Annotated in this window: 24 protein-coding genes and 3 tRNA genes; 9 read left to right on the forward strand and 18 right to left on the reverse strand. The window is 59.4% G+C overall.

All coding sequences use genetic code 11. The annotated features are described in order from the left end of the window. Positions 1-431 precede the first annotated feature (431 nt). The 11 genes from ACP7B9_RS06420 to ACP7B9_RS06470 form a co-directional block, all read right to left on the reverse strand. Positions 432-1058: a DsbA family protein gene (locus ACP7B9_RS06420; protein WP_425861813.1), complete on the reverse strand. Its 627-nt coding sequence runs from the start codon at positions 1056-1058 to the stop codon at positions 432-434. Between the two features lie 106 nt (positions 1059-1164). Then, entirely contained in the window at positions 1165-2451 is a 1287-nt protein-coding gene (clpX, locus tag ACP7B9_RS06425) for an ATP-dependent Clp protease ATP-binding subunit ClpX (RefSeq protein ID WP_425861815.1), read from the reverse strand. Positions 2452-2632: 181 nt separating this feature from the next. After that, positions 2633-3307 (reverse strand): ATP-dependent Clp protease proteolytic subunit, encoded by a 675-nt coding sequence (locus ACP7B9_RS06430; protein ID WP_425861816.1) that lies wholly within the window; start codon positions 3305-3307, stop codon positions 2633-2635. 32 nt (positions 3308-3339) lie between these two features. Beyond that, positions 3340-3960, reverse strand: coding sequence for an ATP-dependent Clp protease proteolytic subunit (locus tag ACP7B9_RS06435; protein ID WP_425861818.1), 621 nt, complete (start codon positions 3958-3960; stop codon positions 3340-3342). 288 nt (positions 3961-4248) lie between these two features. Continuing rightward, the gene (tig, locus tag ACP7B9_RS06440) at positions 4249-5616 is read right to left on the reverse strand and encodes a trigger factor (protein WP_425861820.1); all 1368 of its coding nucleotides are present in this window, start codon (positions 5614-5616) and stop codon (positions 4249-4251) included. An 89-nt stretch (positions 5617-5705) separates the two neighbouring features. Then, a tRNA-Pro gene (locus tag ACP7B9_RS06445) sits at positions 5706-5778 on the reverse strand. A 215-nt stretch (positions 5779-5993) separates the two neighbouring features. After that, positions 5994-6067 (reverse strand) — tRNA-Gly (locus ACP7B9_RS06450). 119 nt (positions 6068-6186) lie between these two features. Continuing rightward, positions 6187-7131 (reverse strand): Fpg/Nei family DNA glycosylase, encoded by a 945-nt coding sequence (locus ACP7B9_RS06455; RefSeq protein WP_425861821.1) that lies wholly within the window; start codon positions 7129-7131, stop codon positions 6187-6189. An 84-nt stretch (positions 7132-7215) separates the two neighbouring features. After that, the gene (locus ACP7B9_RS06460) at positions 7216-7689 is read right to left on the reverse strand and encodes a ribose-5-phosphate isomerase (protein WP_425861823.1); all 474 of its coding nucleotides are present in this window, start codon (positions 7687-7689) and stop codon (positions 7216-7218) included. 89 nt (positions 7690-7778) lie between these two features. Further along, the gene (locus ACP7B9_RS06465; protein ID WP_425861825.1) at positions 7779-8774 is read right to left on the reverse strand and encodes a hypothetical protein; all 996 of its coding nucleotides are present in this window, start codon (positions 8772-8774) and stop codon (positions 7779-7781) included. A gap of 4 nt (positions 8775-8778) precedes the next feature. Further along, positions 8779-9819 (reverse strand): DUF1648 domain-containing protein, encoded by a 1041-nt coding sequence (locus ACP7B9_RS06470; RefSeq protein ID WP_425861826.1) that lies wholly within the window; start codon positions 9817-9819, stop codon positions 8779-8781. Positions 9820-10031: 212 nt separating this feature from the next. Between ACP7B9_RS06470 and pepN the strand changes: the two genes are divergently transcribed. The 5 genes from pepN to ACP7B9_RS06495 all read left to right on the forward strand — a co-directional run bounded on the left by pepN (position 10032) and on the right by ACP7B9_RS06495 (position 15288). Then, positions 10032-12581 (forward strand): aminopeptidase N, encoded by a 2550-nt coding sequence (gene pepN, locus ACP7B9_RS06475; protein WP_425861828.1) that lies wholly within the window; start codon positions 10032-10034, stop codon positions 12579-12581. A 143-nt stretch (positions 12582-12724) separates the two neighbouring features. Further along, the gene (locus ACP7B9_RS06480) at positions 12725-13552 is read left to right on the forward strand and encodes an SGNH/GDSL hydrolase family protein (protein WP_425861829.1); all 828 of its coding nucleotides are present in this window, start codon (positions 12725-12727) and stop codon (positions 13550-13552) included. Beyond that, positions 13543-14025 carry an OsmC family protein gene (locus ACP7B9_RS06485; RefSeq protein WP_425861831.1) on the forward strand — a complete coding sequence of 161 codons (483 nt, stop codon included), beginning with the start codon at positions 13543-13545 and terminating at the stop codon, positions 14023-14025. The genes ACP7B9_RS06480 and ACP7B9_RS06485 overlap by 10 nt, the downstream gene beginning before the upstream one ends. Before the next feature lie 89 nt (positions 14026-14114). Then, complete coding sequence (locus tag ACP7B9_RS06490; protein WP_425862563.1) at positions 14115-14843, forward strand: mechanosensitive ion channel family protein; 729 nt, start codon at positions 14115-14117, stop codon at positions 14841-14843. Positions 14844-14853: 10 nt separating this feature from the next. Beyond that, a complete protein-coding gene (locus ACP7B9_RS06495) occupies positions 14854-15288 on the forward strand; it encodes a globin (protein WP_425861832.1) in 435 nt (144 codons plus the stop codon). 28 nt (positions 15289-15316) lie between these two features. Here the strand turns inward: ACP7B9_RS06495 and ACP7B9_RS06500 are convergent, their stop codons facing one another. Next, positions 15317-15985 (reverse strand): hypothetical protein, encoded by a 669-nt coding sequence (locus tag ACP7B9_RS06500; RefSeq protein WP_425861834.1) that lies wholly within the window; start codon positions 15983-15985, stop codon positions 15317-15319. Continuing rightward, positions 15985-16476: an acyl-CoA thioesterase gene (locus tag ACP7B9_RS06505; protein WP_425861835.1), complete on the reverse strand. Its 492-nt coding sequence runs from the start codon at positions 16474-16476 to the stop codon at positions 15985-15987. The genes ACP7B9_RS06500 and ACP7B9_RS06505 overlap by 1 nt, the downstream gene beginning before the upstream one ends. Before the next feature lie 135 nt (positions 16477-16611). Here ACP7B9_RS06505 and ACP7B9_RS06510 point away from each other — a divergent pair, with 135 nt between their 5' ends. Further along, positions 16612-17517, forward strand: coding sequence for an acyl-CoA thioesterase (locus ACP7B9_RS06510; protein ID WP_425861836.1), 906 nt, complete (start codon positions 16612-16614; stop codon positions 17515-17517). A gap of 22 nt (positions 17518-17539) precedes the next feature. Here the strand turns inward: ACP7B9_RS06510 and ACP7B9_RS06515 are convergent, their stop codons facing one another. From ACP7B9_RS06515 to ACP7B9_RS06530, 4 genes are all read right to left on the reverse strand, one after another. Beyond that, positions 17540-19288: a BCCT family transporter gene (locus tag ACP7B9_RS06515; protein ID WP_425861838.1), complete on the reverse strand. Its 1749-nt coding sequence runs from the start codon at positions 19286-19288 to the stop codon at positions 17540-17542. Between the two features lie 188 nt (positions 19289-19476). After that, positions 19477-21159: an energy-dependent translational throttle protein EttA gene (gene ettA / locus ACP7B9_RS06520; RefSeq protein WP_425861840.1), complete on the reverse strand. Its 1683-nt coding sequence runs from the start codon at positions 21157-21159 to the stop codon at positions 19477-19479. A gap of 85 nt (positions 21160-21244) precedes the next feature. Then, positions 21245-21730, reverse strand: coding sequence for a DUF6993 domain-containing protein (locus tag ACP7B9_RS06525; protein ID WP_425861843.1), 486 nt, complete (start codon positions 21728-21730; stop codon positions 21245-21247). A gap of 92 nt (positions 21731-21822) precedes the next feature. After that, positions 21823-22470 carry a single-stranded DNA-binding protein gene (locus ACP7B9_RS06530; RefSeq protein WP_425861846.1) on the reverse strand — a complete coding sequence of 216 codons (648 nt, stop codon included), beginning with the start codon at positions 22468-22470 and terminating at the stop codon, positions 21823-21825. A 184-nt stretch (positions 22471-22654) separates the two neighbouring features. On the opposite strand from ACP7B9_RS06530, the gene ACP7B9_RS06535 reads away from it, so the two are divergent. From ACP7B9_RS06535 to ACP7B9_RS06545, 3 genes are all read left to right on the forward strand, one after another. Next, positions 22655-22730: transfer RNA gene (locus tag ACP7B9_RS06535), tRNA-Arg, on the forward strand. 429 nt (positions 22731-23159) lie between these two features. After that, positions 23160-23327, forward strand: coding sequence for a helix-turn-helix domain-containing protein (locus ACP7B9_RS06540; RefSeq protein WP_425861848.1), 168 nt, complete (start codon positions 23160-23162; stop codon positions 23325-23327). Positions 23328-23433: 106 nt separating this feature from the next. Continuing rightward, a complete protein-coding gene (locus ACP7B9_RS06545) occupies positions 23434-24426 on the forward strand; it encodes a tyrosine-type recombinase/integrase (RefSeq protein ID WP_425861849.1) in 993 nt (330 codons plus the stop codon). 285 nt (positions 24427-24711) lie between these two features. Here the strand turns inward: ACP7B9_RS06545 and ACP7B9_RS06550 are convergent, their stop codons facing one another. Beyond that, on the reverse strand, positions 24712-25185 hold the full coding sequence (locus ACP7B9_RS06550; RefSeq protein WP_425861851.1) for a DUF732 domain-containing protein: 474 nt from the start codon (positions 25183-25185) through the stop codon (positions 24712-24714). Positions 25186-25398 lie beyond the last annotated feature (213 nt).

Here is a 25398-nt window from a genome sequence, read left to right on the forward strand (position 1 = left end):
GAAGGTTGCCACGGCAGAGCGTTGCGGAAACGCCGGGGTGAAGACTGGGTGAACGGCTGCATCCCGTGGGCCGCTTGCTTTTGGGCGAAGCCCAGTTTTTGGGCAAAGGGGAAGCCCCATCGGCTAATAGCCGTCGGTGGGGCTTCGACTTTCATGCCGCGTGGTGACGTTCGCGGTCTGGTGGGTGCTAATGATTTTCAGGACTTTCACCGCGTCACCGGTGCTAACGAACCCTTTTTTGAGTCCCGTCGAAACGGTTCTCGATGATCAGATAAGTTCGGTCACTGAATTTTTTAGTACCTATCAGCCCTTTCCTTGGCGGATTGGGTAAGAACAAGTATGCGCCCGTGTGTAAGGCAAACGCAAGGGCAGGTGGGAAAGATTCTCAAGAATTTTCACCACCTGCCCATGACCATTGAAATCACTGCTATTTAGCCGAACTGCGGGTCCTCGGTGCGGCTGCGCTTGATCTCGAAGAAGTACGGGAAGCTGGCCAGCGTGACGGTAGCGTCCCACAATTTGCCGGCTTCCTCACCGCGCGGGATCCGGGTAATGACGGGTCCAAAGAACGCGGTGCCGTTGAAGGCCACGATGGGGGTGCCCACATCCTGGCCCACCTTGCTGATGCCTTCTGCGTGGCTGGCGCGCAGTGCTACATCGTACGTGTCAGTCGTGGCAGCTGCGGCCAGTTCTGCGGGCAAACCCGTCTCAGCAAGGGCCTTGGCGACAACGTCGGCCATGTCCTTGTTCCCGTTGTTGTGGATTTGCGTCCCCATCGCGTCGTACAAGGGCTTGATGACCTTTTCGCCGTGCTCCTGGACAGCCGCAATGATGACACGAACGGGTCCCCAAGCATTTGCCATGAGTGCCTTGTACTTCTCAGGGAGGGAATCGTTATTCTCGTTCAGCACGGACAGGCTCATGACGTGCCAGTTCACCTTGATATCGCGAACCTGCTCCACTTCGCCGATCCAGCGCGAGGTGACCCAAGCGAAGGGGCAGGTGGGGTCAAACCAAAAGTCGGCTGTTTCGGTGGCGTTTAAAGCTGTTTCAGACACGAAAAAACTCCTTGGTAGAGCATGGATTCCAATGACGGATCGAGGCGAAGCCTCTTCCCTTGTTCCAACGGCAAGGCGCTAAAAACTATTCCGGAAGAAGGGAATGTTAGGCGGACTTGTTCCGGCGCTTGGCAACAACCTCGTGCGGGATCAAGGTGGGCTCGGCTTTCTTGCCCACAACTTCTGCGGTGATGACGACTGTTGCGATGTCTTCCCTGCTCGGCAGGTCGAACATGACAGGCTGGAGGACCTCTTCGAGGATGGCCCGCAAGCCACGGGCTCCTGTTCCCCGAACTAATGCCAGATCGGCAATCGCAGCAAGAGCCTCGTCATCAAACTCAAGCTCAACGCCGTCGAGCGTGAACATCTTCTGGTACTGCTTGACCAGAGCGTTCTTGGGTTCGGTGAGGATCTGAATCAAGGCCGTGCGGTCAAGCTGCGTCACGGTGGTGATGACCGGCAGGCGGCCAATGAATTCGGGAATCAGGCCAAACTTGAGCAGATCCTCCGGCATGACGTCGGCGTAGCTGGCCTCGGTCTGCTTGAGTGCACTGAGCGGGGCGCCGAAGCCGATGCCCTTCTTGCCTGCGCGTGAACCAATGATCTCTTCCAGTCCGGCAAAGGCGCCGGCCACAATGAAGAGCACGTTCGTCGTGTCGATCTGGATGAATTCCTGGTGCGGATGCTTCCGGCCACCCTGGGGCGGAACTGAGGCAACCGTTCCTTCGAGAATCTTCAGTAGCGCCTGCTGCACGCCCTCACCGGACACGTCACGGGTAATGGAGGGGTTCTCGGACTTGCGCGAAATCTTGTCGATCTCATCGATGTAGATAATGCCCTGTTCGGCCTTCTTGACATCAAAGTCTGCTGCCTGGATGAGCTTGAGCAGGATGTTTTCAACGTCCTCGCCCACGTAGCCAGCCTCGGTGAGCGCGGTGGCGTCGGCAACGGCAAACGGGACGTTCAAACGCCGAGCCAAGGTTTGCGCCAAGTAGGTCTTGCCACAACCGGTGGGTCCTACCAGCAAGATGTTGGACTTGGCGATTTCTACTTCATCGTGCACGCCACCGGAAATGGTGGTGCTCTTGACGGCGTGACCGGACTGGATGCGCTTGTAGTGGTTGTAAACAGCCACGGCCAGCGATCGCTTGGCTGGTTCCTGACCAATGACGTATTCCTGCAGGAAGTCGAAGATTTCCCGCGGCTTGGGGAGCTCGAAGGAGTCGAGCTCGGCTACCTCAGACAGCTCCTCATCGATGATCTCGTTGCATAACTCAATGCACTCATCACAGATGTACACACCGGGGCCCGCAATCAGCTTGCGAACCTGCTTCTGGCTTTTCCCACAGAAGGAGCACTTCAGCAGATCGGTGCTTTCGCCCATCCTGGCCATTGATGTGTCCTTCCGCGACTAACCCGCCAACGGCGAAGTTACCCTAAACCTTATGCATTCCACAGCTGGTGCTAGGAACGTCGTACAAACTTAATTCCACTCTAGGCCACAGCATGGACATTGAGTGGAAGGTAAACGCCGGAACAGGAATTTTCCTGTTCCGGCGTTTAATTCAACCGTATTAGCGGGTGATGGCCGCAGCCTTCATCTTGCGCGGCGCCAGAACCTCATCGATCAGGCCATAGTCCTTGGCCTGGGCTGCCGTGAGGATGTTGTCACGCTCAATGTCATTGCTGACCTCCTCAGGCGTGCGCCCGGAGAGATCGGAAAGGGTGTTCTCCAACCATTCACGCATACGCATGACCTCGTTGGCCTGGATTTCCAGGTCAGAGGCCTGTCCACCCTGACCGCCGGAGAGGGATGGCTGGTGGATCAGAACGCGAGCGTTCGGCAGTGCCAGTCGCTTGCCAGGTGCACCAGCGGCCAACAGGACAGCGGCAGCTGACGCCGCCTGGCCAAGGCAGACCGTCTGGATTTCCGGGCGGATGAACTGCATGGTGTCGTAGATGGCCGTCATGGCCGTGAACGATCCACCGGGTGAGTTGATGTACAAGGTAATGTCGCGGTCGGTGTCGTCAGCTTCCAACACGAGCAACTGCGCCATAACGTCGTCGGCCGAGGCATCGTCAACCTGCACGCCGAGGAAGATGATGCGGTCCTCGAAGAGCTTGGTGTACGGGTCCTGGCGCTTGAAGCCGTAAGGCGTGCGCTCCTCGAACTGAGGCAGCACGTAGCGGCTAGAAGGAAGGTTGCCGGCAGTGTGGCCAAATGCTGTACTGCCAAAGTTGTAAGTCATCGGTTTACTCCTGAAATCTTTTTCTTCGGCTTTTACTTGGCGTTGGTTCCGCCGCCACCGGCAACGGTTCCTGCATGACGGGAGATCTTGTCAAAGAAGCCATATTCCAGGGCTTCCGCTGCGGTGAACCACTTGTCGCGGTCATTGTCGACAAGGATCTTCTCGACGGTCTGGCCGGTCTGCTCTGCTGTCAGCTCGGCCATGACCTTCTTCATGTGCAGGATCAGTTCGGCCTGGATCTTAATGTCCGACGCCGTTCCACCAATTCCGCCTGAAGGCTGGTGCATGAGGATGCGTGCGTTGGGTGTCGCGTAGCGCTTGCCCTTGGTGCCCGAGGAGAGCAGGAACTGCCCCATGGACGCTGCCAGCCCGGTGGCGACAGTTACGACGTCGTTCGGGATGAACTCCATGGTGTCGTAGATGGCCATGCCGGCCGTCACGGATCCACCGGGTGAGTTGATGTAAAGGTAGATGTCCTTCTCAGGATCTTCGGCCGAGAGCAGCAACAGCTGCGAGCAGATCAGGTTGGCGTTGTCGTCACGAACCTCTGAACCCAACCAAATGATGCGTTCTTTGAGCAGGCGGTTGTAGATGTACTGGTCCGAGCCGGACGGGTCCGCGCTAGCCATCGTGGGGGTGGTGTGCTGTGCCATGGTGGGTTTACCTCTCCTTCGTGTGGCTCGCTGAGCTTGCCCAGCGTGACCATCACTAATGTTCACTACTTGGACAGTAGCCCTTTTCGACGGCGCTTTGGCGCCCATCAGGACACTGTTCGCTGTAGGCGCACGATCACCGAAGAAGCGGCGCAGCGGGGAATAAAACAGCAATGTCGTGGCAACGAGAGGGGCAACGTGAAGGGCAAAGAAAAAGCCGTTGCTGGCTCCTTCGAAAAGGAACCAGCAACGGCTTTTAGATCTCTTTTACCCTGTAAGGGGAAGCAATTAGATGCGGACTTCGCCCGGATCGGTCACTGCTGTGGGCTCGATGACCTCGTCCTCGGAAACAATTTCTTCTTCTTCGGAAGCAACTGATACGAAGTCGGTCAGGTCCACTGCTGCACCCTCGGAGTCCTTGACGGAAGCCTTGCCCAGAACAGCGGCAAGTGCCTTGCGACGGCGGACTTCGCCAACGATCATGTTGACCTGGCCGGAAGAATCGAGCATCTGCGCGAACTGGTTCGGTTCCATGCCGTACTGGCTGGCGGAGGAAACGATGTAGTCGATCAGTTCAGCCTGGCTGACGCTGATCTCTTCCTTGTCGGCAATAGCATCGAGGATGATCTCGTTGCGGAAGGCCTTCTCGGTGTTTTCCTTGACTTCGGCGCGGTGCTCTTCGGAGTCGTGATCTTCACCGTGTGAGTTCTCGGGGCGGAAGTGCTGCTCGAGCTGCTCGGTGATGACGGATTCCGGAACCGGAACCTCGACGAGACCAACGAGCTTCTCCAGAACCTTGTCGCGGGCTTCAACACCCTGCTCAACAGTCTTGGATTCGGCAGCCTGCTTGGCCAAGTCTTCCTTCAGTTCGGCAATGGTGTCGAACTCGGAAGCCAGCTGAGCGAAGTCGTCGTTTGCCTCGGGCAATTCGCGAACCTTCACGGAGGTGACCTTGACGGTGACCTGTGCTTCTTCACCTGCGTGCTCGCCACCGGCGAGCTTGGTGTTGAAGATTGCTTCTTCGCCAGCGGACAGGCCGGTTGCAGCCTCGTCCAGACCGTCAAGCATGTTGCCTGCGCCGACCTGGTAGGAAAGGTCAGCAGCAGAGTCAACCTCAACGCCGTCGATCTTGGCATCAATGTTGATGGTGAGGAAGTCACCATCGGCAGCCGGGCGGTCCTCAGCCTTCAGCGTTCCGAAGCGGCCGCGCAGCTCGTCAAGAGCCTTGTCGGTGTCCTCGTCGGAAGCCTCAACAGCAGCAACCTCAACCTCAATGCCGGCGTAGTCCGGCAGTTCGATCTCGGGGCGGATGTCCAGCTCAACGTGGAACTTGACAACACCATCGGTGCCGGACGGGTCCGGAACTTCAGTGATTTCAACCTCGGGACGGCTCAGCGGGGTGAGCTTGTTCTCGACAACAGCTTCCTGGTACCAGCCGTTGAGGCCGGAGTTGATAGCGGTTTCCAGAACGTAGCCACGGCCAACGCGCTGATCGATCAACGTGTTCGGGACCTTGCCCTTACGGAAACCAGGCACCTGAACCTGGGTACCAATCGTCTTATAAGCCTCGGCAATGCTGGGCTTCAATTCCTCAAAGGAAACCTCAACATCGAGCTTTACACGAGTGGGTGTGAGGTTTTCGACAGCGCTCTTCACAGCGTGGTACTCCTGATGGTCTGTTGATGGATTATTAGGCCCAGCACATGGGCAGTCACTGACCAAACGTGAACCGGATAATGCTGAAGTCGGGGCGACAGGACTCGAACCTGCGGTCTCCTGCTCCCAAAGCAGGCGCGCTAGCCACTACGCTACGCCCCGTAGTGCCCGCAACAGTCTACGGGCAAAAGTTGCCAGATGCACAATCGGCCCATCCGTGGCGGATGCGCGCTGGCTGGCTGAGTATTAATGCTGCCGTTTTCACTGCACGACGGCGCCGCTCCCCTAGGCGTGAGCCGCACCTCTGACGTGGGGTCGGGTCGGCGGTGGTTAAACAGAAAATCCCCGGCCAGTTGACCGGGGATTTCCATTAAAATTGGAGGGGGCGACGGGAATCGAACCCGCGTCATCAGTTTGGAAAACTGAGGCTTTACCATTAAGCTACGCCCCCAATTTTGCTGCTAATTGGAGCCCTGCAATTCGGCTTGCGGCCGAACAACTCCGTAACCTTATCAACGACTTTGGCGCTCCCGCAAATCGAGAAGTACTCAGCCTCGAAATTTTCCCTAACTAACGACTTTGGCAGGACGGGCACCAGTACAGTTTTCGCCCGCCCAGCTCCTTCATGGCGATCTCAGTGCCGCAATGTCGGCAGGGTAAGCCCTCACGTTTGTATACGTAATGCGCATCCTCGACCGGGACGGGCGCGTTGGGCCGAGCCGGCAGACCGTCACCAGCGCCAAAGCTGCAGCCCACCGTTACGCCCGTTCCGGAGGGTCTATCGGCCAACTCGGTGGTGATGATGCGGCCGTCGCGGACTCCGTCGGCCATGATGCGGGCAATATCGCGCCACAGCTCCGTTGCTTCTTCGCGTTGCAGGTTCTTGCCCGAAAGCAGCGGATCCAGGCCGAGCCGAAACAGCGTCTCGGCTCGGTAGACATTGCCAACTCCTGCCAGCACGTCCTGCTTCATGAGTTGCAGGGCAATGGAGGTGGCACTTTTACAAATCCGTTGTACAAAATCCTCGGCATCACCAGCCCCGTTGTTCAGGGGATCCGGACCTAATTTCCTTCGTGCCACAACGGCTTCAGCCGGAGTGATGACCTCGCATGCCGTGGGTCCGCGAAGATCCGCCCAGCCGTGATCTGAAACAAGGCGTACGCGCACCGCGCCCTTGGGTTCCGGCGGTCCGGCAAAGTCCCCCTCTGGATCCCCGGCTACTTCCCGCTCACCGATCCGGCGTGGGGCCCCGATGCTTGAGGCACCGGTAAAGGTGGAGTCGCCACCAAAGTCCCATGCCCCGTACAACCCGAGGTGAACCCGCATCACGAGATCGTTCGAAAAGTAAAGAAACATTTGTTTACCGTGGGCCTCGGCGCGTTCCAGAATGTGAACGTCTAGCCGGGACGCGCCGGCAGTGAACTTGCCCTGTGGACTTGAAACAGCCAAGGTGGTGCCACCAAAAACGTCCTGAAACTGCCGGGCCAGGCGATGGACCGAATGCCCCTCAGGCATTGGATCCACCGCTTGGGCCCGGCAGCATCAGGACGCCTGCATTCAAAGCAAAATAGTTCACAGCAATAGTGTTCAAAGCGAAAATTACTCGACCACGTCGCCCGTGGTCTCGTACGTGGCGATCTTGCCGATCCGGCGAACATGGCGCTCGGCATCGCTGAATGGCTCGGCGAGGAACGCTTCGATGATTTCGGTGGCCTCTTCGACGCTGTGCTGGCGTCCACCCACGGCAATGACGTTGGCGTCGTTGTGCTCGCGGGCCAACTTTGCTGTGGAAAGGTTCCATGCCAGTGCTGCGCGAACACCCTTGACCTTATTGGCGGCAATCTGCTCACCATTGCCGGAACCGCCCAGAACAATACCCAGCGCGTCTACGCCCGCGACCTGATCGGCAACCACGGCCAAGGCTGCGTTGATGCAGAAGGAAGGGTAATCATCCTCGGCGTCGTAGGCCTGCGGTCCGTGGTCCACCATCTCGTAGCCCTTGGCAGCAAGCGCTGTAATGAGGTGAGCGCTGAGCTCCATGCCGGCGTGGTCGGTTGCGATGTGAACGCGCATGAGGATTCCTTCGTCTGTGCGGGTGATTACGTCAGGCTCAAGCCTACCGAAGGCTGCACCACATTACGGCCGCCCGATCCGCTCGGCCGCTATCTCTGGTGGGGCGTTTTCCCCGCGCGGCGATTCAAGATGGCGGAGAGATCATCCGCGACGTCGAGGGTCGGCGCGCTGACCACTGCCTTCCCGCCGTCGTCGAGCCGAAGTACGACGGCGGCACCCGAGTAGCTAAGGAACGTGGCGGAACCGCTGTGCCTGCGTGGGCCCCACCCGCCGTAGTCCCGCGCGACGATGTCCAGTGACACGGCCGCGTCCACGGAGTGGCATGGCACAACGAGGACCGGAATGAGGCCGAGCAGTTTTACCTCCAGCTGGGTGCGGTCCACGCTGACAGTTGCGCACAGCAAGGCAATCATGAGGAGGGCGGCAAGAACCGTTGTCAGCAGGAGCCACGGTGAAATGAGCGCCAGGAAGGCTCCGGGAAAGACGCCGGCCAGCAAGATCATCAGGACGACAGAACTCCTTGGGTGCAGGAAGTAGCCCAGCCTGTCGTTTGCTTCGGTGGGGTCGTTTTGATCCACCATCATGTGGGCCAAGGCGAGATCGTCCGCGGGCGTCCATTGCTCGTCGGGCTTGAACGTCAGTGCGAGGACCACACCCATGGCTGCCGCAAGGCCGCATCCCATCAAGAGCACAAATCCATCCACTCGTTCCGGTGGCCGGCCGCCGTGAGCCCCTTGGCCCAAAAGTGCCGCGACAAAGAGGGTAAATGCCGATAATTGCAGGGTCATGGCCACCCCGAGCAGGACCCGGCGCAGATTTCGGGGCAAGGTGGTTCGGGCTCCCTGGCTGCCCAGCCCGGCGCCCGTCACCATAATGGCGACGACCCCCACCGACAGAAAGACAGGTACCGCCACGGGACCACCGCCCAAGGGGAGAACGACGCCGTCGGGCAGTTGGGCGCTGATCAACACGCTGCCAAGGACTAAAGCTGCCGAGAGTAAAGCCGGGAAAATGAGGGCAAACCGCAACGCCCGGGCATCAAGGCGGCGCTCAGTAGCGGAGTCGTGACTGCCATCGGGTGCCATGGATCTATTTTTTCACTTTCTTGTTGTGAACATAAGCGTTGACAAGGGCAGCCGCGTCGCCCGCCACCTCGAGGCTCGGCATGGAGATGACGAAGTGTTGGTGGAAGCCGCCTGCCATCACTAGGGCGGGTCCGCTGTTCATGATGAAGCCGGTGCTTCCGATGTTGCTGCGGTAGCCCCATCCGCCATAGTCCAGGGCCTTGATGTCTTCGACTGCAGCCCTGTCGATTTCCTTCCATTCCAAGGGCATGACCTTCCAGAAACCGGAGGCCAGCACCCTGACACCTTGGTGATCAATGACCACCGTGCCCTGGCAAAACACCCAAACCAGCGCGCCCACAGCCACGCCCAAGAGCGCCAGTAGCGGAAAGACAAAGTAAGTGCTCAGGGCAACGATTCCGCCGATGCCCCCGCTCAATACCCAGGCCCAAGCCCCCATGGAGACCTTGATCCGCAGCGTTTCCGCACGCTCAGCCCGCTCGTGGCCAGCCGCGGAAAGCGCCATCTCCATAGAGGTGACCCCGGCATTCATGGCCACAACCACGGGGCTTTGTGTCCTGTCCACCTCTCCGGGCCGGTATTGCCAGATCACCCCGGCCGCAGCCACGAATGCCAAGGCAAGTCCTATGGCTATCACGGGACCGGAAAGCTTCGCCTGAGAGACGTCCACCAGATACAACTGTCCGGCAGCAATGGCTACCATCAGGGCCGTGAGTGCGACGGCAAGGGCCACCCCGGCACCCAGACCAATCCGTGCAAGCAGCAGCGACTGGCCCCGAGTAACCACGGCCAGGACGGAGATGAGCGCCCCGGTTCCGGCGGCCACACCCACCGTCATGAAAGCCATCACCCACAGCGAGGAATAGCCATCAACGTGGTTCTTGCCGTTCCAGTGTGTGGCCAATTCAGCCGGCAATCTATCTGCAACGGTGAACATCCACCCCGCCGCCATAACGCCCAGAAGCAGCGGCCCCAGGATGGCCGCAATGAGCCACCGCCGGTTATACCGTTTCTCCGCCGCCGCCTCGCGTACCTGGTCCCCCATAAACGTCCACTCCCCCACTTCAAGACAAACAAATCTAAGTTAACCCTTGCCCAGCGCCACGCGGGGCGCAAATTCGACCCGTCTACATGACCACGCCGCTACTTGGCAGTAACCTGAAAGAATCAATTCAACCCACCGCCGGGCACGCCGTTGTTGCTGCCTTGCGGCCATGTTCAATCCGAACCCGAACGGAAGGCATCACCTTGCCTGGTATGAACCTGACCCGAGCCGAAGCCATTGAGCGCTCGGCCACTCTGAACGTCGAAAGTTACGACGTCACCCTCGATCTGACAACATCCGAGACCACCTTCGCTTCCACCACCACGGTGAGATTCAGCGCGAAGGAGGGCTCGACGTCGTTCATTGATGCGGTGACGGACAAGGTGCACCAAGTAACCCTGAACGGCGTGGAGCTGGACCCCGCCGAGGTGTCCGACGGCGTACGCATCCAGCTGCCAACCCTCGCCGCCGAGAATGTGCTCACCGTCAAAGCCGACGCGCTGTACATGAATACGGGCGAGGGCCTGCACCGATTCGTGGACCCCGCGGACGGCGAGGTGTACCTGTACAGCCAGTTTGAAGTGCCGGACAGCCGCCGCATGTTCGCCGTGTTTGAGCAGCCCGACCAGAAGGCAGTTTTCACCTTCCACGTGACGGCTCCTGCCCATTGGGACGTCATCTCCAACTCCCCCACACCGGCCCCGGAATCCGCTGGCGAGGGCAAGTCCACGTGGCACTTTGAACCCACACTGACGATGTCCAGCTACATCACCGCACTGATCGCCGGACCCTATGAGAACGTGCGCAGCGAGCTGACCAGCTCCGACGGCCGCATCATTCCGCTGGGTGTTTTTGCACGGAAATCGCTCATGGAATTCATGGACGCCGAGAATGTCTTTGAGCTGACCCGTCAGGGCTTTGAATTCTTCGAGAAGCAGTTCGGCACCCCGTACCCATTCCCCAAGTACGATCAGCTCTTCGTACCTGAGTTCAACGCCGGCGCCATGGAAAACGCCGGAGCCGTGACGTTCCTGGAAAGTTACGTGTTCCGCTCCAAGGTCACCGACGCCATGGTGGAACGCCGCGCCATCACCATCCTGCACGAGCTGGCCCACATGTGGTTCGGCGACCTCGTGACTATGCGCTGGTGGAACGATCTCTGGCTCAACGAGTCCTTCGCCGAATTCATGTCCACGCTGGCCGCGGCCGAAAACACGAAGTACGTGGACGCCTGGACCTCGTTCTCCTCGATGGAAAAGAGCTGGGCCTACCGCCAAGACCAGCTGCCCTCCACCCACCCCATCAAGGCCGAGATCAACGATCTCGAGGACGTGCTGGTCAACTTTGACGGCATCACCTACGCCAAGGGCGCCTCGGTTCTACGCCAGCTCGTTGCCTGGGTTGGGCAGGAAGAGTTCATGGCCGGGGTCCGCGCCTACTTCGACAAGCACGCTTGGGGCAACACCGAACTGCCCGATCTTATGGTTGAGCTCGAGGCTGCCAGCGGCCGCGACCTGTCGGCCTGGACCGAGATGTGGCTCGAGACAGCTGGCGTGAACACGTTCAAGCCTGCCATCGAGGTATCGGACGACGGCGTGATCACCTCGTTCTCGATCCTCCAGTCCGCGATCGCCGAGTACCCGACGTTGCGCCCGCACCGCGCGGCAGTTGGCTTCTACGACCTCGCTACTGAGGGCGAAGATGCCGGCAAGCTGGTCCGCACGCACCGCGTTGAGCTCGATGTTGACGGTGCCTCCACGGACGTGCCGGAACTCGTGGGCATGAAGCGTTCGGCGCTGATTCTACTCAACGACGATGATCTGGCCTACGCCAAGATTCGCCTCGATGCCCAGTCACTGGCCACGGCCAAGACCCACCTGAAGGACTTCAAGGAATCGCTCCCCCGCACCCTGGTCTCGGCCTCGGCCTGGGATGCCACGCGCGACGGCGAAACGTCTGCCCGCGAGTACGTGGACTTTGTCTTGGCCACGGTTGGGCACGAGAGCGATTCCACTGTCATCATGGTGCTTCTGCGCCAGCTGGCCACGGCGCTGGAACTCTACGTTGCGCCCGAACACCAGAAAGCCACGGCCATCGCCGCCGCGGATTCGTTGTGGGCCTTGGCCCAAGCTGCAGGTGCTGGCTCCGATGCACAGCTCCAGTTCGTAAGGGCCTTCGCTGCCCGCGCCCAGTCGGCCGAGCAGCTGGATACTGTGCAAGCATTGTTGGATGGTGGCGTTGTTCTTCACTCACTCACCCTGGACACCGATATGAATTGGGAGCTGCTGACGTCCTTGGTGGCCGGCGGCCGCGCCGATTCGGCAGCGATCGATGCTGCCCTGGCACTCGATAACACCCAGAACGGTCAGTTGGCGGCAGCCACCGCCTACGCCGCCATCTCCACGGCCGAGGCTAAGGCTGAAACGTGGGAGTCCGTCGTCGTCCGCGGTGATGGTGCAAATGCCGTCCAGCGCGCGTCAATCACCGGTTTCGGCAAGGTCTGGGATAACTCCCTTCTTGAGCCGTACGTTGCCAAGTACTTTGCCGCGGTTCAGGGGATCTGGGACGACAGGTCGTACGAGAGCGCCTCGACGATCATCACGGGCCTGTACCCCTCCGGCTTGGTTTCGCAGGACACGCTGGATGCCACAGATGAATTCCTTGGAACCTTGGGCGGGGAGACTCCTGCCCTGCGCCGCTTGCTGGTTGAAAGCCGCGACGGCGTAGCCCGCGCGCTGCGTGCCCAAGCCAGCGACAAGTAGCAGCTAGTGCCATTTTCGCGGCGCCGTCACCATGTGGCGGCGCCGCGAAACGGCATACGGCCAATACGCGGCCAACATGTACTGCGAAAAGCAAGTACTCACCACTCTATTCAGAGCATTCTCACCGGGCGTAGCTTCGGGCCATGAGAACTCATACATTCAGGAAAGTGGCCGCGCGCACAGTCGCAGCAGCCGTGGTCTCCGGGGGCCTCATTTTTGGGTTTTCCGGACTCCCTGCAACGGCCGCACCGCCGCCGGCAGGCACATACACCGTAATCGGTGACTCGTACTCGGCAGGTTCCGGCGGGGATTTTGTAGGCCGCCCATGCCTCCAAAGCCCTTACGGCTACGGCGATGTCTTCGCCACTGCCAATGGACTTTCTTTTGAGAATTTGGCCTGTCACGGCGCCACGATCAACCAGGTCCTCACCCAGGTTTCATTGATTCCCACCTCCACACGGCTCGTCAGCCTGACCGTGGGCGGCAATGATGTGGGCTCGGGTCAAGTTGCTGCTGCCTGCCTGAGCCCGTCACTCGATTGCCAGCGCGCCCTTGCAGAGGCACAGGCTCAACTGGCCTTGTTGCCAGCAAAGGTCAAGGGGCTGACCAAGTCCATCCGTGCCAAGGTTCCGAGGGCTCAGATTGTGTACATGGGATACCCGCACCTCTTTGAGGTAGGCAACCTCCCGCCGCAATTGGCACCCCTCGCGACGACGATCAACGCGACGGTGGACCAACTCAACGCAGTTCTGGCGCAAAGTGCTGTGGACAGCGGTGCGCGGTTTGTTTCCGTGACCGGCTACTTTGACGGCCACGGCTACCCCTCAGGGGACAGCTGGCTGATCCCACCGCTCCCAGGGCTCGAAGCGCTGGCCTTCCACCCCACCGCGGCAGGATATGCCAACGGTTACGCGGCAGCGTTGCAAAACACCAAGCTGAGCCCTCCGCTCTATGCTGGAGTATGGCGCTAAATCAACACCACTATGAAGTGAATGTCCTCTGGACCGGCAACACGGGAACCGGGACATCGAACTATAGGGACTACGGCCGGGACCACAGCGTCACGGCCGTAGGTCTGCCCCTCTTGCTGGGCTCGGCGGACAGGACCTTTCACGGCGACCGAGAACGCTGGAACCCTGAGCAACTGCTGGTCACCGCACTGGCCCAGTGCCACATGCTGTCCTATCTCCACGTCGCCGTTCTGCACGGGGTCGTCATCACCCAGTACGAGGACACCGCCACCGGGACCATGGTGATGAACCGGGACGGGAGCGGGCAATTTGAATCGGTTGTGCTGAACCCAAAAATCCAGGTCGCGGACCCGGCAACGGAGCAATTGGCCCTCTCCTTGCACGCTGAGGCGTCAGCAAAGTGCTTCATCGCCCGTAGCGTGAACTTCCCGGTGCGGCATGAGCCAGGGCTGCTGAGCGTCACCGAGGACTAAATCCCTCAGGAGCGGGCGTTAGGGTTGATAGAAAGTTCTCATTCCACCACCAACGGACACAGGGTAAATTTCGCGTGCTAGGTAGCAATATTTTCGTCGGCTCCAATGACGGCATCCTTGAACACCTTGCCTTGAGTGGCATCACGATAGCCGTTGGGCTACTGGTGTGGCTTGTGCTGCACTACCTGATCCGGATTGTGGTCAAGCGTGCCCTGTCGGAGAACACCATGATCGAACACCGGTCGTTGCGTTGGGCTGCGCCGGTACTCCGCAACATCGACCCGGTCATGCGGAGACTGGAAAACGAACGCCGCGTCCAGCGGGCCCGCACCATCGGCTCGCTGCTGAATTCCATTGTGACCGCTGTTGTTGCCGTGGTGACTGGCTTCTATGTGTTGATCGCGTTCCAAATCGATATTGCCCCGTTGCTGGCCAGTGTTGGTGTTGTGGGTATTGCCATCGGCTTTGGCTGCCAGCAGCTCATCCGCGACTTCCTAGCTGGCATTTTCATCACCATCGAGGACCAGTACGGGATCGGTGACGTCATCGAGACCAGCGAGGTCATCGGTACGGTTGAGGCCGTGGGTCTGCGCATCACTCGTGTTCTGGCCGAGGACGGCACACTCTGGTACCTGCGCAATGGTGAGATCCTCCGGCTGGGAAATCGTTCAAAAGGCAGCTACCGGCCCCCGGCCGTAGACTCCCCCGATGCCACCGACGCCCTCAGCACCCCGAGGCAAGATGCCGTTCCGGCCGCAGCTCCGGGACCGGCGTCGTCCGTTCCCACCACCAACGAACCTTCCGAGTCAGCAGAATAGAAAAAACATCATGAGTTCCGAGCAAATCCACATCCAGCCCTCGTCCAAGAGTCCCGCTCAGCCGGCCGACTATTCGGACACGTTCTATGGCCAAATTGGCGGGCATGAAACGTTCAAGAAGATCATCAATGTCTTTTACCAGGGCGTTGCCGCCGATCCGCTTCTGCGCGCCATGTACCCCGAGGAAGATCTGGGCCCGGCCGAGCGGCGCATGCTGCTGTTCATGGAACAGTACTGGGGCGGTCCGCGGACGTACCTGGAGGAACGCGGCCATCCGCGTCTACGCATGCGCCACATTCCATTTGCTGTCACGCCCGAAGCCCGCGACCACTGGCTGATTGCCATGCGCAAGGGCGTCGACGCCGCGGAGCTCTCCCCCTTACACGAGGCCACGCTCTGGGACTATCTGGAACGCGCGGCGGCCTCGCTGGTCAACTCGGCCTAAGACGCCGCTGGTCGAGCCTGTCGAGACCCTAAAGTACGGACTTCGGGCGGACCAGGATGTGACCGCGAGTGGTGCTGATGCGAAGCCACTTATGCGAGCTGAAGATGGTGGCGCTTTCGCCCGGGGCCACGAAACCAAGCGCGTAAGCGGCAAATGCGGCACCACCCGGGACCTCGCCTGGGACGCCATCCATGGGGCGGCCCCACACGGAGGCGCGGATGTTGTTGACCAACAGTGCCCCGGGGTTGACGGGGATGATCTGGCCGATTTCCTGCACACCGGCCTTTGCTACGGCGATGAGGGCGTCTGCCGATACCGTACCGACTTCTTCCCATGCGCTGCGCGGTGCACTGACGCCGGCCCACGATTCATGAACCGTCATGGGCGGCACCGGAAGGCGAAGATCGTCGTCTTCCATGCGGGCCAGGCGGTCGGCCACCGAGGCCAGCGACACTGTCACATCAATGTCCGACGGCGTTGCCAGCGCCATGGTGCGCAGCCCAAGAATCGTAGGCGTGCCCTCCCCTAGGAGTTTCGCGCGCATGACGCAGACGTACGCCGCGAGAACGTGACCTGCCCCCTGAAGCCGGATGGCGCCGTCGTCCGCGGTCCGGGCGCGCGTGACAAAGGTGCGCAGATCAGCGACTGTTCCGGCGTCATCCAAGAGCAATTCATCGGTGTGTGTGGCGGTCGACATCAGCGGGTTCCTTCGGCGGAGATTGAAGTGCTTGGGCGTGCGGTGCTGCGTTTGAACGGTACGGGGTCCCCGAGCCAAGCTTCGAGCGCCGTGCGTTGCGCATCGCTCAGGCGTACCGGCCGGCCCGTGGTGCGTGAGACCAGCACCATGGACGTTGCGGCCTGAGCATAGAGCACTGTGGAATCGGATTCGGTGATGGTGTAGCCAAAATCGAAGCTTGAGCCGCCAATGTTGGTGACCCAGATGTTCACAAAGATGGGCGTGGGCCGGAAACTGATGGGGGCGAGATATTCAATCTCGTGCCGCCCCACAAGGGTGAACAAATCGTTGCCCACTAGGTCCTGGAACGTGCCACCACCGGGTAACTCGGCGTAAGTTAGCTGAACGCGGGCATCCTCCAGATATTGCAGGAAAACTACGTTATTGACGTGACCGTACGCGTCAATGTCGCCGAAACGGATTTGCTGTGCAATTTGGATGCCTGATGCCATGCCTTCATCATCTCAAAGCCGCAGGGGCGTCACCAATCGAAGTCTGCAACGTCACATCACTTTGGCCGCAATCTGGCGAATTCCTGCCGGAGCGCCTATTTGTGGCTTGGTCCGCCGACACATAGAGTCACGTCTATGAATGTGACGCCTAAGAGCAGCGACCCGATGGAAACCCTTTTGCGCATCCTGGAACTGTCCGATGCGGGTGGAGCCCAAACGGATGAAGACATCTTTGTAGGCCTTGGCGATGCCAACGCCCCTAGGCCCCGTCTCTTTGGCGGTCAGGTTTTGGCGCAGTCGCTGATTGCCGCGACTCGCACGGTTAGCAGCGATCACCTTGTTCATTCGATGCACGGTTATTTCCTGCGTCCGGGCGACGCCGCCGCTCCCCTGACCTTTGGTGTTCAGCGGCTGCGCGACGGGCGATCCTTCTCGGCCCGGCGTACACACGCCTACCAAGGGTCGGTGCCGATCCTGTCGTTGATCGCCTCTTTCCAGCGACCGGATAGCGGCATTGAGCATCAGGACACTATGCCGGAGGGCATCCCCGCCCCTGAGACACTTCCGACGTCGGCCCAGTTGTTGGGCGGGATCGATCACCCCGTGGCACGAGCGTGGGCCTTCGACCGGCCCTTCGATATCCGCCATGTGGGTGCCAACATCTACTTTGACGTCAAGGGTGAGCATGTTGCGCACCAAGCCGTGTGGCTGAAGACGCTCGGTCCCATGCCGGAGGATCAGAACCTGCACCGCGCAGCGCTTGCCTACGCCAGTGATTACACCTTGTTGGAGCCGTCCCTGCGACGCCACGGCATCAGCTGGTCAACTCCCGGGATCAGTGTGGCTAGTCTCGACCACGCCATGTGGTGGCACCGCCCGCTGCAGGTGGACGACTGGCTGCTCTATGTGGCCGCCTCCCCCAGCGCTTCGGAGGCTCGGGGACTGAATCTTGGCCGCTTCTTCAACCGCGACGGCGAACTGGTCGCCACGGTTGCCCAGGAAGGCATGATCCGTGTTCCCGAAGGCGTTGAAACAGACTAGCTCTGTCAACTGTGCCCTTGGGCTATGAATCCGGTTTTGCAGGTTCATCTGCTGCTGTTGGGCCTGTGCTTTGCTGATCCCGGGGATGGTGGCCGAACGGGTCGATGCGAGTGCGCTGTTCTGCCGGAAGCCGACCGCGCAAGCGTGCGGTGAGCGCACGCAGGTTCAAAAGCGGGGAATCCTGGTTTGGCCCCTCGACTTCCAACCCGTAGAAGTCCCCGATGTGCTCGACGAAGGCCATGCGCCTAGCCTTTTCATAGGCCCGGGACTCGCGGGAGAACGCCAGATAAGTGGACCAGCAGATCAAGATCAGCACCACGCTGAAAGGCAGAGCGATGATGATCGCCGCTGTTTTCAGTGCCTCAAGGCCGCCGGACAGAAGTAGCGCGCTGGCCAGCAGCGACGTCGCCAAGGTGAAGAAGATGCGGATCCAGTTCTTTGGTTCTACATCACCGCCGGTGGCAATCATGCCCATGACCAAGGCACCCGAGTCTGCTGAGGTCACGAAGAAGATGACGATCATCACGATTGCCCCGACTGTGAGCAGGCTGCCTGCGGGTACCTGCGCCAGTGTCGCAAACAAGGCACCGGCGGCATCAACGGTTCCGTCCGGCCCCACCAACCCGCCCTTGCCCGACAGCTCTGAGTAAAGCGCTGTGCCACCCAAAACGCTGAACCAAAGCAGCGTAACCAAGGTGGGTACAAGGATGACCCCGGCAACGAATTGGCGGACAGTTCGACCCTTGGAAATCCGGGCAATGAAAATACCGACGAATGGGGCCCACGAGATCCACCATCCCCAGTAGAACGTTGTCCACGTCGATTGCCAGACTTCGCCCTCAGCACCGGAGAACGCGCTGACGTTGAAAGCCATACCCATGAAATTTTGCAGGTAGTTGCCCGTGGACTGCACAAAGTTACGTAGGAGGAATTGGGTTGGACCGACCACGAGCAGGAAGACAACAAAAATTCCAGCAAGGATGAGGTTGGTGTTGGAGAGCCATTTCATACCTTTCCCCACACCCGAAAGCACCGAAAACAAGACGAAACAGGTGATCACGGCAATGATGACCAGGTCGATGAACATCGAGGATGTGATCAGTCCGGCGCTCTCCAGTCCTGCACTGATCTGCAAGACGCCGAGCCCTAAGGAGGTGGCCACGCCGAAAATAGTTCCCACGAGGGCGACGACGTCGATGAGGTTTCCCAACCCGCCACGCACCCTCCGCCCGAGCAGGGGTTCAAGAGCCCACCGAATTGATACCGGCCGGCCGCGTCGGTGGATGGCGTAGGCCAGTGCCAGTCCGATGACCACATAGATTGACCACGCGTGGACGCCCCAGTGCAGGAAGGTCTGAGAGAGGCCCTGCTGGGCAATCTCACCTGGAGTCCCTGTGGTTCCAGGTTTCGGGGTGGCGTAATGACTCAAAGGTTCACTGACCCCGTAAAACACCAAGCCGATACCCATACCGGCGGCGAAGAGCAGGGAAAACCACGAACCGAGGGAGAACTCAGGTACGTCGTCGTCCTTGCCCAACTTGATGTCGCCGAACTTGCCGAATCCGAGCCACAGGCAAAAAATCACCAGCGCGGTGGCCAGCAGTACGTAGTACCAATTAAAGTAGCCGACGATTGCGCTTTGAATTCCGGAGAACAATGCCTCAGCGGTCTCCGGGGCGATCATGGCAAAGGATGCGAAAACAATAACAATCGAGGCTGCTGGCCAGAAAACCCAGCGATGGACCCGTGGCTTGGACTGTGTCTCTGACATTTTCCCAGCATAAGGGCCTTTTCGCGGAAAATACCGGGCTTAGGCCATTTATCTGAGGTTCGGCATCCGCTGATCCCGGAACTGTAAGTCACGAGCGAGGCCCTGACTATGGGCAGCTGCAGGCACAAGAAAGGCCAGTCCCCCGTGAGGAGACCGGCCAATCTTGTTGGTCCTACGTGCCCGAGATGTTAGTCGCGGGTCAGGCGGCGGTGGGTGACGCGGTGAGGGCGTGCACCTTCGGTGCCTAGTCGCTCAACCTTGTTTTCCTCGTAGGAATCAAAGTTACCTTCGAACCAGTGCCAGTTGGCCGGGTTCTCATTGGTGCCTTCGTAAGCGAGGATGTGGGTGGCGACTCGGTCCAGGAACCAGCGATCGTGCGATACCACGACGGCACAGCCGGGGAATTCCAGCAAAGCGTTTTCAAGGCTGCTGAGGGTTTCCACGTCAAGGTCGTTAGTGGGCTCATCCAAAAGCAACAGGTTTCCACCCTGCTTCAGGGTCAACGCGAGGTTCAGGCGGTTACGCTCACCACCGGAGAGCACACCAGCCTTCTTCTGCTGATCCGGACCCTTGAAGCCAAAGGCTGCAACGTAGGCGCGGGAAGGCATTTCAACCTGGCCGACCTGGATGAAGTCCAGGCCGTCCGAGACAACTTCCCACAGGGTCTTGTCAGGGTCGATGCCGCCACGGTTCTGGTCAGCGTAGGAGATCTTGACCGACTCGCCCACCTTGAGCGTGCCGCCGTCGAGCTCTTCCAGGCCAACAATGGTCTTGAAGAGCGTGGACTTGCCGACGCCGTTCGGGCCGATGACGCCAACGATGCCGTTTCGAGGCAGAGTGAAGGTCAAGCCGTCGATCAACACGCGGTCGCCGAAGCCCTTCTTCAGGTTGTCGGCTTCGAGCACAATGCCACCAAGGCGCGGGCCCGGCGGGATCTGAATTTCTTCGAAGTCGAGCTTGCGCGTGCGGTCAGCCTCGGCAGCCATTTCCTCGTAGCGGGCCAGACGAGCCTTGGACTTGGTCTGGCGGCCCTTGGCGTTGGAGCGTACCCAATCGAGTTCTTCGGTGAGGCGCTTGGCTTGCTTGGCATCCTTCTTGCCCTGAACTTCCAGACGAGCGCGCTTCTTCTCCAAGTAAGTGGAGTAGTTGCCCTCGTAGGGGTACAGGTGGCCGCGGTCTACTTCAGCGATCCATTCGGCCACGTGGTCAAGGAAGTACCTATCGTGGGTCACGGCGAGAACGGCACCGGCATAGCTCTTGAGGTGCTGTTCCAACCAGTTCACGGACTCGGCGTCCAAGTGGTTAGTGGGCTCATCGAGGAGCAACAGGTCAGGCTTCTGCAGCAAGAGCTTGCACAAGGCGACACGACGGCGCTCACCACCGGAGAGGACGGTGACGTCTGAGTCTCCCGGCGGGCACTGAAGTGCGTCCATGGCCTGCTCCAGCTGGGAGTCGATGTCCCAAGCGTCGGCAGCATCGATTGCTTCCTGCAGCTTGCCCATCTCTTCGAGAAGAACGTCGAAGTCAGCATCGGGGCTGGCCATTTCTTCGGAGATCTCGTTGTAACGGGTGATCTTTGCGTAGATCTCGCCGACGCCCTCTTGGACGTTGCCGAGAACGGTCTTTTCCTCGTTCAGCGGCGGCTCCTGGAGCAAAATGCCCACAGTGTAGCCGGGGCTCAAGCGAGCATCACCGTTAGAGGGAGTGTCCAAGCCAGCCATGATCTTCAAGATGGTGGACTTACCAGCACCATTGGGCCCTACGACACCAATCTTGGCGCCCGGGTAGAAAGACATGCTTACGTTGTCGAGAATGAGTTTTTCGCCAACAGCCTTGCGGGCATTGGACATTGTATAAATAAATTCCGCCATACCCCCAAGGTTAGTGGGTGCAGCCATATATCCCACATTCGCGACCATGAAAGTGAGGAACGCGGTAGTCGTGGACTGATTCGACCTAGTGAACGTCTCCAACAAAGCAACGTCCGGATGCGAGAACGGGGAGAATCGTGACGGCTACTTCTCCACCGCGAACCTGCCCCACGACGCATTCCTTAGCCACCAACGTTGCAGTTTCAATCGCGTCCACGGCGAGTCCTGTCGGCGTGATGTCAACAGAAATCTCGACGTTTTCCTGAACCGCGCCAGCCTCGATCATGGCCTGCATCATTTGTTCACGGTTGGGCGATTTTGTGCCGGCGGCGAGGCTTGTCAGGGAAGCACTGACTTTTTCCTGCAGTTCTTGCGCGGCCGTCTTTGCCTCCGGGGGCGTGTCGTCCGTAGTCTCGGCGGGTGCCGAGGGAGCATCTTCTGGCGCAACGGTGGTGGGGCCCGCTGCCGGGGCCGAGGTTGCCGGGGCCTGTGCCGTGGGTAGCAGAGAGCACCCACCAAGAATCATGGACGTCGCCAACAGGGCCGTCATGCCAACTGCACGCACACTCATGCAGGCTTTGTTTGGCTGGTGGCGGGATGTCATCTTTTCCAAAGTCACCCCGCCATTCTGCCACGACGGTTTGGGCACTTGCCCACGACTCCCTAGAAGGGTGCGTCTTCTGCGATGAGCTCACCCGTGGCCCTGTCCAGGACTTCACCTTCTCCCACTGATTCCAGAGCTTCGTCGGGATCCATTGGCTCTTCAGAATGCTCGGAAACCGAACCCTGGTCAACAGCGTTGTGGTTCTCTCCGTCCCCATCGCCACGATCATCCCTATCGGAGGAGTCGTCAGGAAGGGGCCCATCCTCGCCCCCACCGCCAGAATTGAGTGGCGACTCATTGGAGGGACCGGCGTCGTTCCTTGAATAGTCCCGACCGGCAGGATGAGCACTGGAGACGCGGACGTAGTGAGCGGTGCCAAGCTGAAGATCCGGCCCGATGGTTTCAGCCTCGATGTCCACATTGGTGCCGGTGGTCCCATCCTTGCGCAAGTAGGTGCTGATCTTGAGCTTGCCCACGACAATGATGCGGTCACCCTTGTGAATGCTTGACGCCGCGTTTTGGGCCAGTGCCCTGAAAACATGCACGCGGAACCAGTTGGTGGGTCCATCTGCCCAGACATTGGTGACAGGATCCGGGCGACGCTCATTGGACCCCATGCGGAAATCGCCCACAACAAGGCCGGTGGCGGTGGTTCGCAACTCAATCCCTGTAGTCGCGAATCCCCTGACGGTGATGGTGTTTGCCATTGCGTTGCCTTTCTGCGGGCCGCTGCTGCGGCGGGGTTGACGTCTTTCCAGCAAACGCCTTCGAACTGGGCGACGGTAGTGGCTATGTGCGGATTGGGGACAACTCCAAGTGCTTGCCCGGCTGTGGAGGAAGAGATCACAGAATTAACCTGATAATTTAGATGAGGCCGTAATTTATGGCCACGCCTCGGTAGCTCAGCGGATAGAGCAGGAGCCTTCTAATCTCTTGGTCGTGGGTTCAATTCCCGCCCGGGGCACCAAAAAGCGCCTCTGACCTGCGGTTATGTTCCGCAGGTCAGAGTCACTTAAGGCCAAAAGCGGTCCAAGTCACGTTTTACTCACGTTTTTGAACGAAAAATTGCTCGGGAATTATGCGCCGCGGCAACCGAAATCGGCCCAAATCCTGGCGAAGGACTCTCCCGACGACCTTCCAACACCTGCTAACGGCTGGCAAAAGCAGTCGCTGTGCTCCAACGCTGATCCTCTGCCGACGGACCCCATTATTTGGGCCTCAGATCGTCGTACTCACGGGGCAGAATGTCTTTGGAGGACAAGAAGCTCGCCTGCACAACGGCAACCAGGCCGCCATAGTCGACTCCTCCAAACAGCGCCTGGAACGGCACGAGCCTGGTGACCAGGGTACCGAAGCCGAGCCCTGAAACGGCAGTCCTGGTTTCGTCGATGAGTGGATGACGCCGAAAGAGATCTGCCGTGAGTTGCAGATACCCGAGCAGACCTTCTACCAGTGGCGCGTCAAGCATGCGGGCCCGAGGGCTCACAGGATCGGGCGCCATCTTCGCATTAGCCGCACGGATTTCAACGCGTGGCTCGCCACAACAGAAGACCCCCTTGTCTAGAGCAAAAACACCGCTCGGGACATGGGGGAAAATAACCCGCCGGAAGCTTGGCCCAACCACGTGGAGGGCCCGGGCGACCATGCGCGGATACGACGGAAAACCCCGCATGTACCAAATGACCGGGCCAACCGGGGCACAAGCCGAAGCTGGCCTCTTGGCCAAGCTCAATGCCATGCTGCCTCCCACCGACGACGTCATCAGCCCCGACATGGCCATGAGCGAACTCGCCAAGTTCTGGTGGCTGGAATTCGAAGACCTGAAACGAGCCGCCAATACACGCCGCCGCAACAGAGAAATCATCGACACCTACATCCTGCCCGGCGTCGGCAACCTGACTATTCGAGAAGCGAACGTCTCCACCCTAGACAAGTTCCTCAAGGGCGTGCGCACAAAGCACGGCAATGCAACGGCCAAAATGTCAAAAACGCTGATTACCGGCATGTTGTCCCTTGCAACACGCCATGGCGCAGCCGCAGCCAACCCGCTCCGGGAAGTCGCACGAATCCCCACCAGCACTAAAGAAGTCCGGGCACTGACTATTGACGAAGTGGCCAAACTTCGACACGACGTCTATGCCTGGCAGCAACCAACCGGCCGCCAAAACGGGCTCCACGAAAAGGACATCCTCGACGTCGTCGACATCATGCTAGCCACCGGCATCAGGATCGGCGAAGCGCTTTCCATTCGGTGGTCCGACGTTGACCTTGCCGCCGAAAAGCCAACGGTCACGGTTCGCGGGACCATCATCGACGTTCGGGGCAAGAACGGACTTAGGATCCAAGACCACCCCAAGAGCGCCAACTCACGGCAACGCTACTTCCTGCCGCCTTTTGCCGTGGAGATGCTGCGCCGGCGTCAGGATGATCCAGTTCGCCAAAATGATCTTGATTTAGTGTTCCCCTCCAGCACCCTAACTATTCGGGACCCCAACGGTTTTCGCAAGCAATGGCGCGACGCCCGCAAAGCTGTCGGCTTCGACTGGGTCACGCCGCACACGTTTCGAAAGTCAGTGGGAACCATTCTTGCCAACACCCAGGGTATGGCTGCTGCAACCGCGCAGCTCGGGCACTCTAGTGAACAAATCACGAGCAAGCACTAAGTCCAGAAGACCCACGAGGCACCCGACAATACCGAGGTTTTGCAAGCATTCGGACGTGGCGGAACCCAGAGGGACACATGATCCTCACTGCACATACTAGATCCAGAACCAGCCAAGCCCGATTTCAATAACTACTGCGACTCCTCGTAAATCGCTGCCGGCATCCCTAGACAGGGGGAAATAGCCTTCCACAATGGCCCCAAATTCTCGAGGGTGCACCTCATTCCTGTGGTGTCGCCGAGGTCTGTTCGGGAGCCCCCGATGAATCAGGTAGCCGTCAATGACTTATCTCTGGGATGTTGGCCCGTCACCATCCCTGATGGCTGGTTCCCAGTCTTGCCATGTGACCACTATGTTGCTCGCTTCAAGGAAAACATCGAATTCGGCCTTGACGCTGGGACAGTATGCATTTGCAGCAGCCCCAGCGAAGATAACTGCGTCCTTCTTCGACGTCCCGTTCCCAGGGTTAGACATACCAGTGACCCAGTCTGTGACCGTCAAGCTTCCTTTTCCTACGGCCGTACAGAAGCTATCAGTCAAGCTTTCGATGACCCGGGTATCAGTAGCCGCATCGTAGGGGTCGCTGGTCACCACGCTATTCTCGGCCAGATAAAGAGACGCCCAGCGTAGCTTTTCCGTAGCATTACCTTGGGATGGATCATAGGAAGCCGATTTAACGGCATCTTCGTTCTCGGAGCCACAAGCTGCCAAGGAAAGCGAAATGACGGCAATAGCTACAGCAGAAATAAGCTTTTTCATTGGCTATCCATTTTCTTTAGGATCAAGCATGAGCGACGAATACAGAGGGAAAGCTACCGGGCATTCCACACGGTCCGAATCGCTTGTAAACTCTGAAATCATGACACTCACTGAATTGCAGCCACATATCCTCGTCGCCCGATCGATGAGGATATGTGAGTCCTGTCGTCGTCCGCGATATTCATGAGGAACTCTTCCTATACGTGGTGGCCA

It is taken from the genome of Arthrobacter sp. TWP1-1 (assembly GCF_049897845.1).
Taxonomy (GTDB): domain Bacteria; phylum Actinomycetota; class Actinomycetes; order Actinomycetales; family Micrococcaceae; genus Specibacter.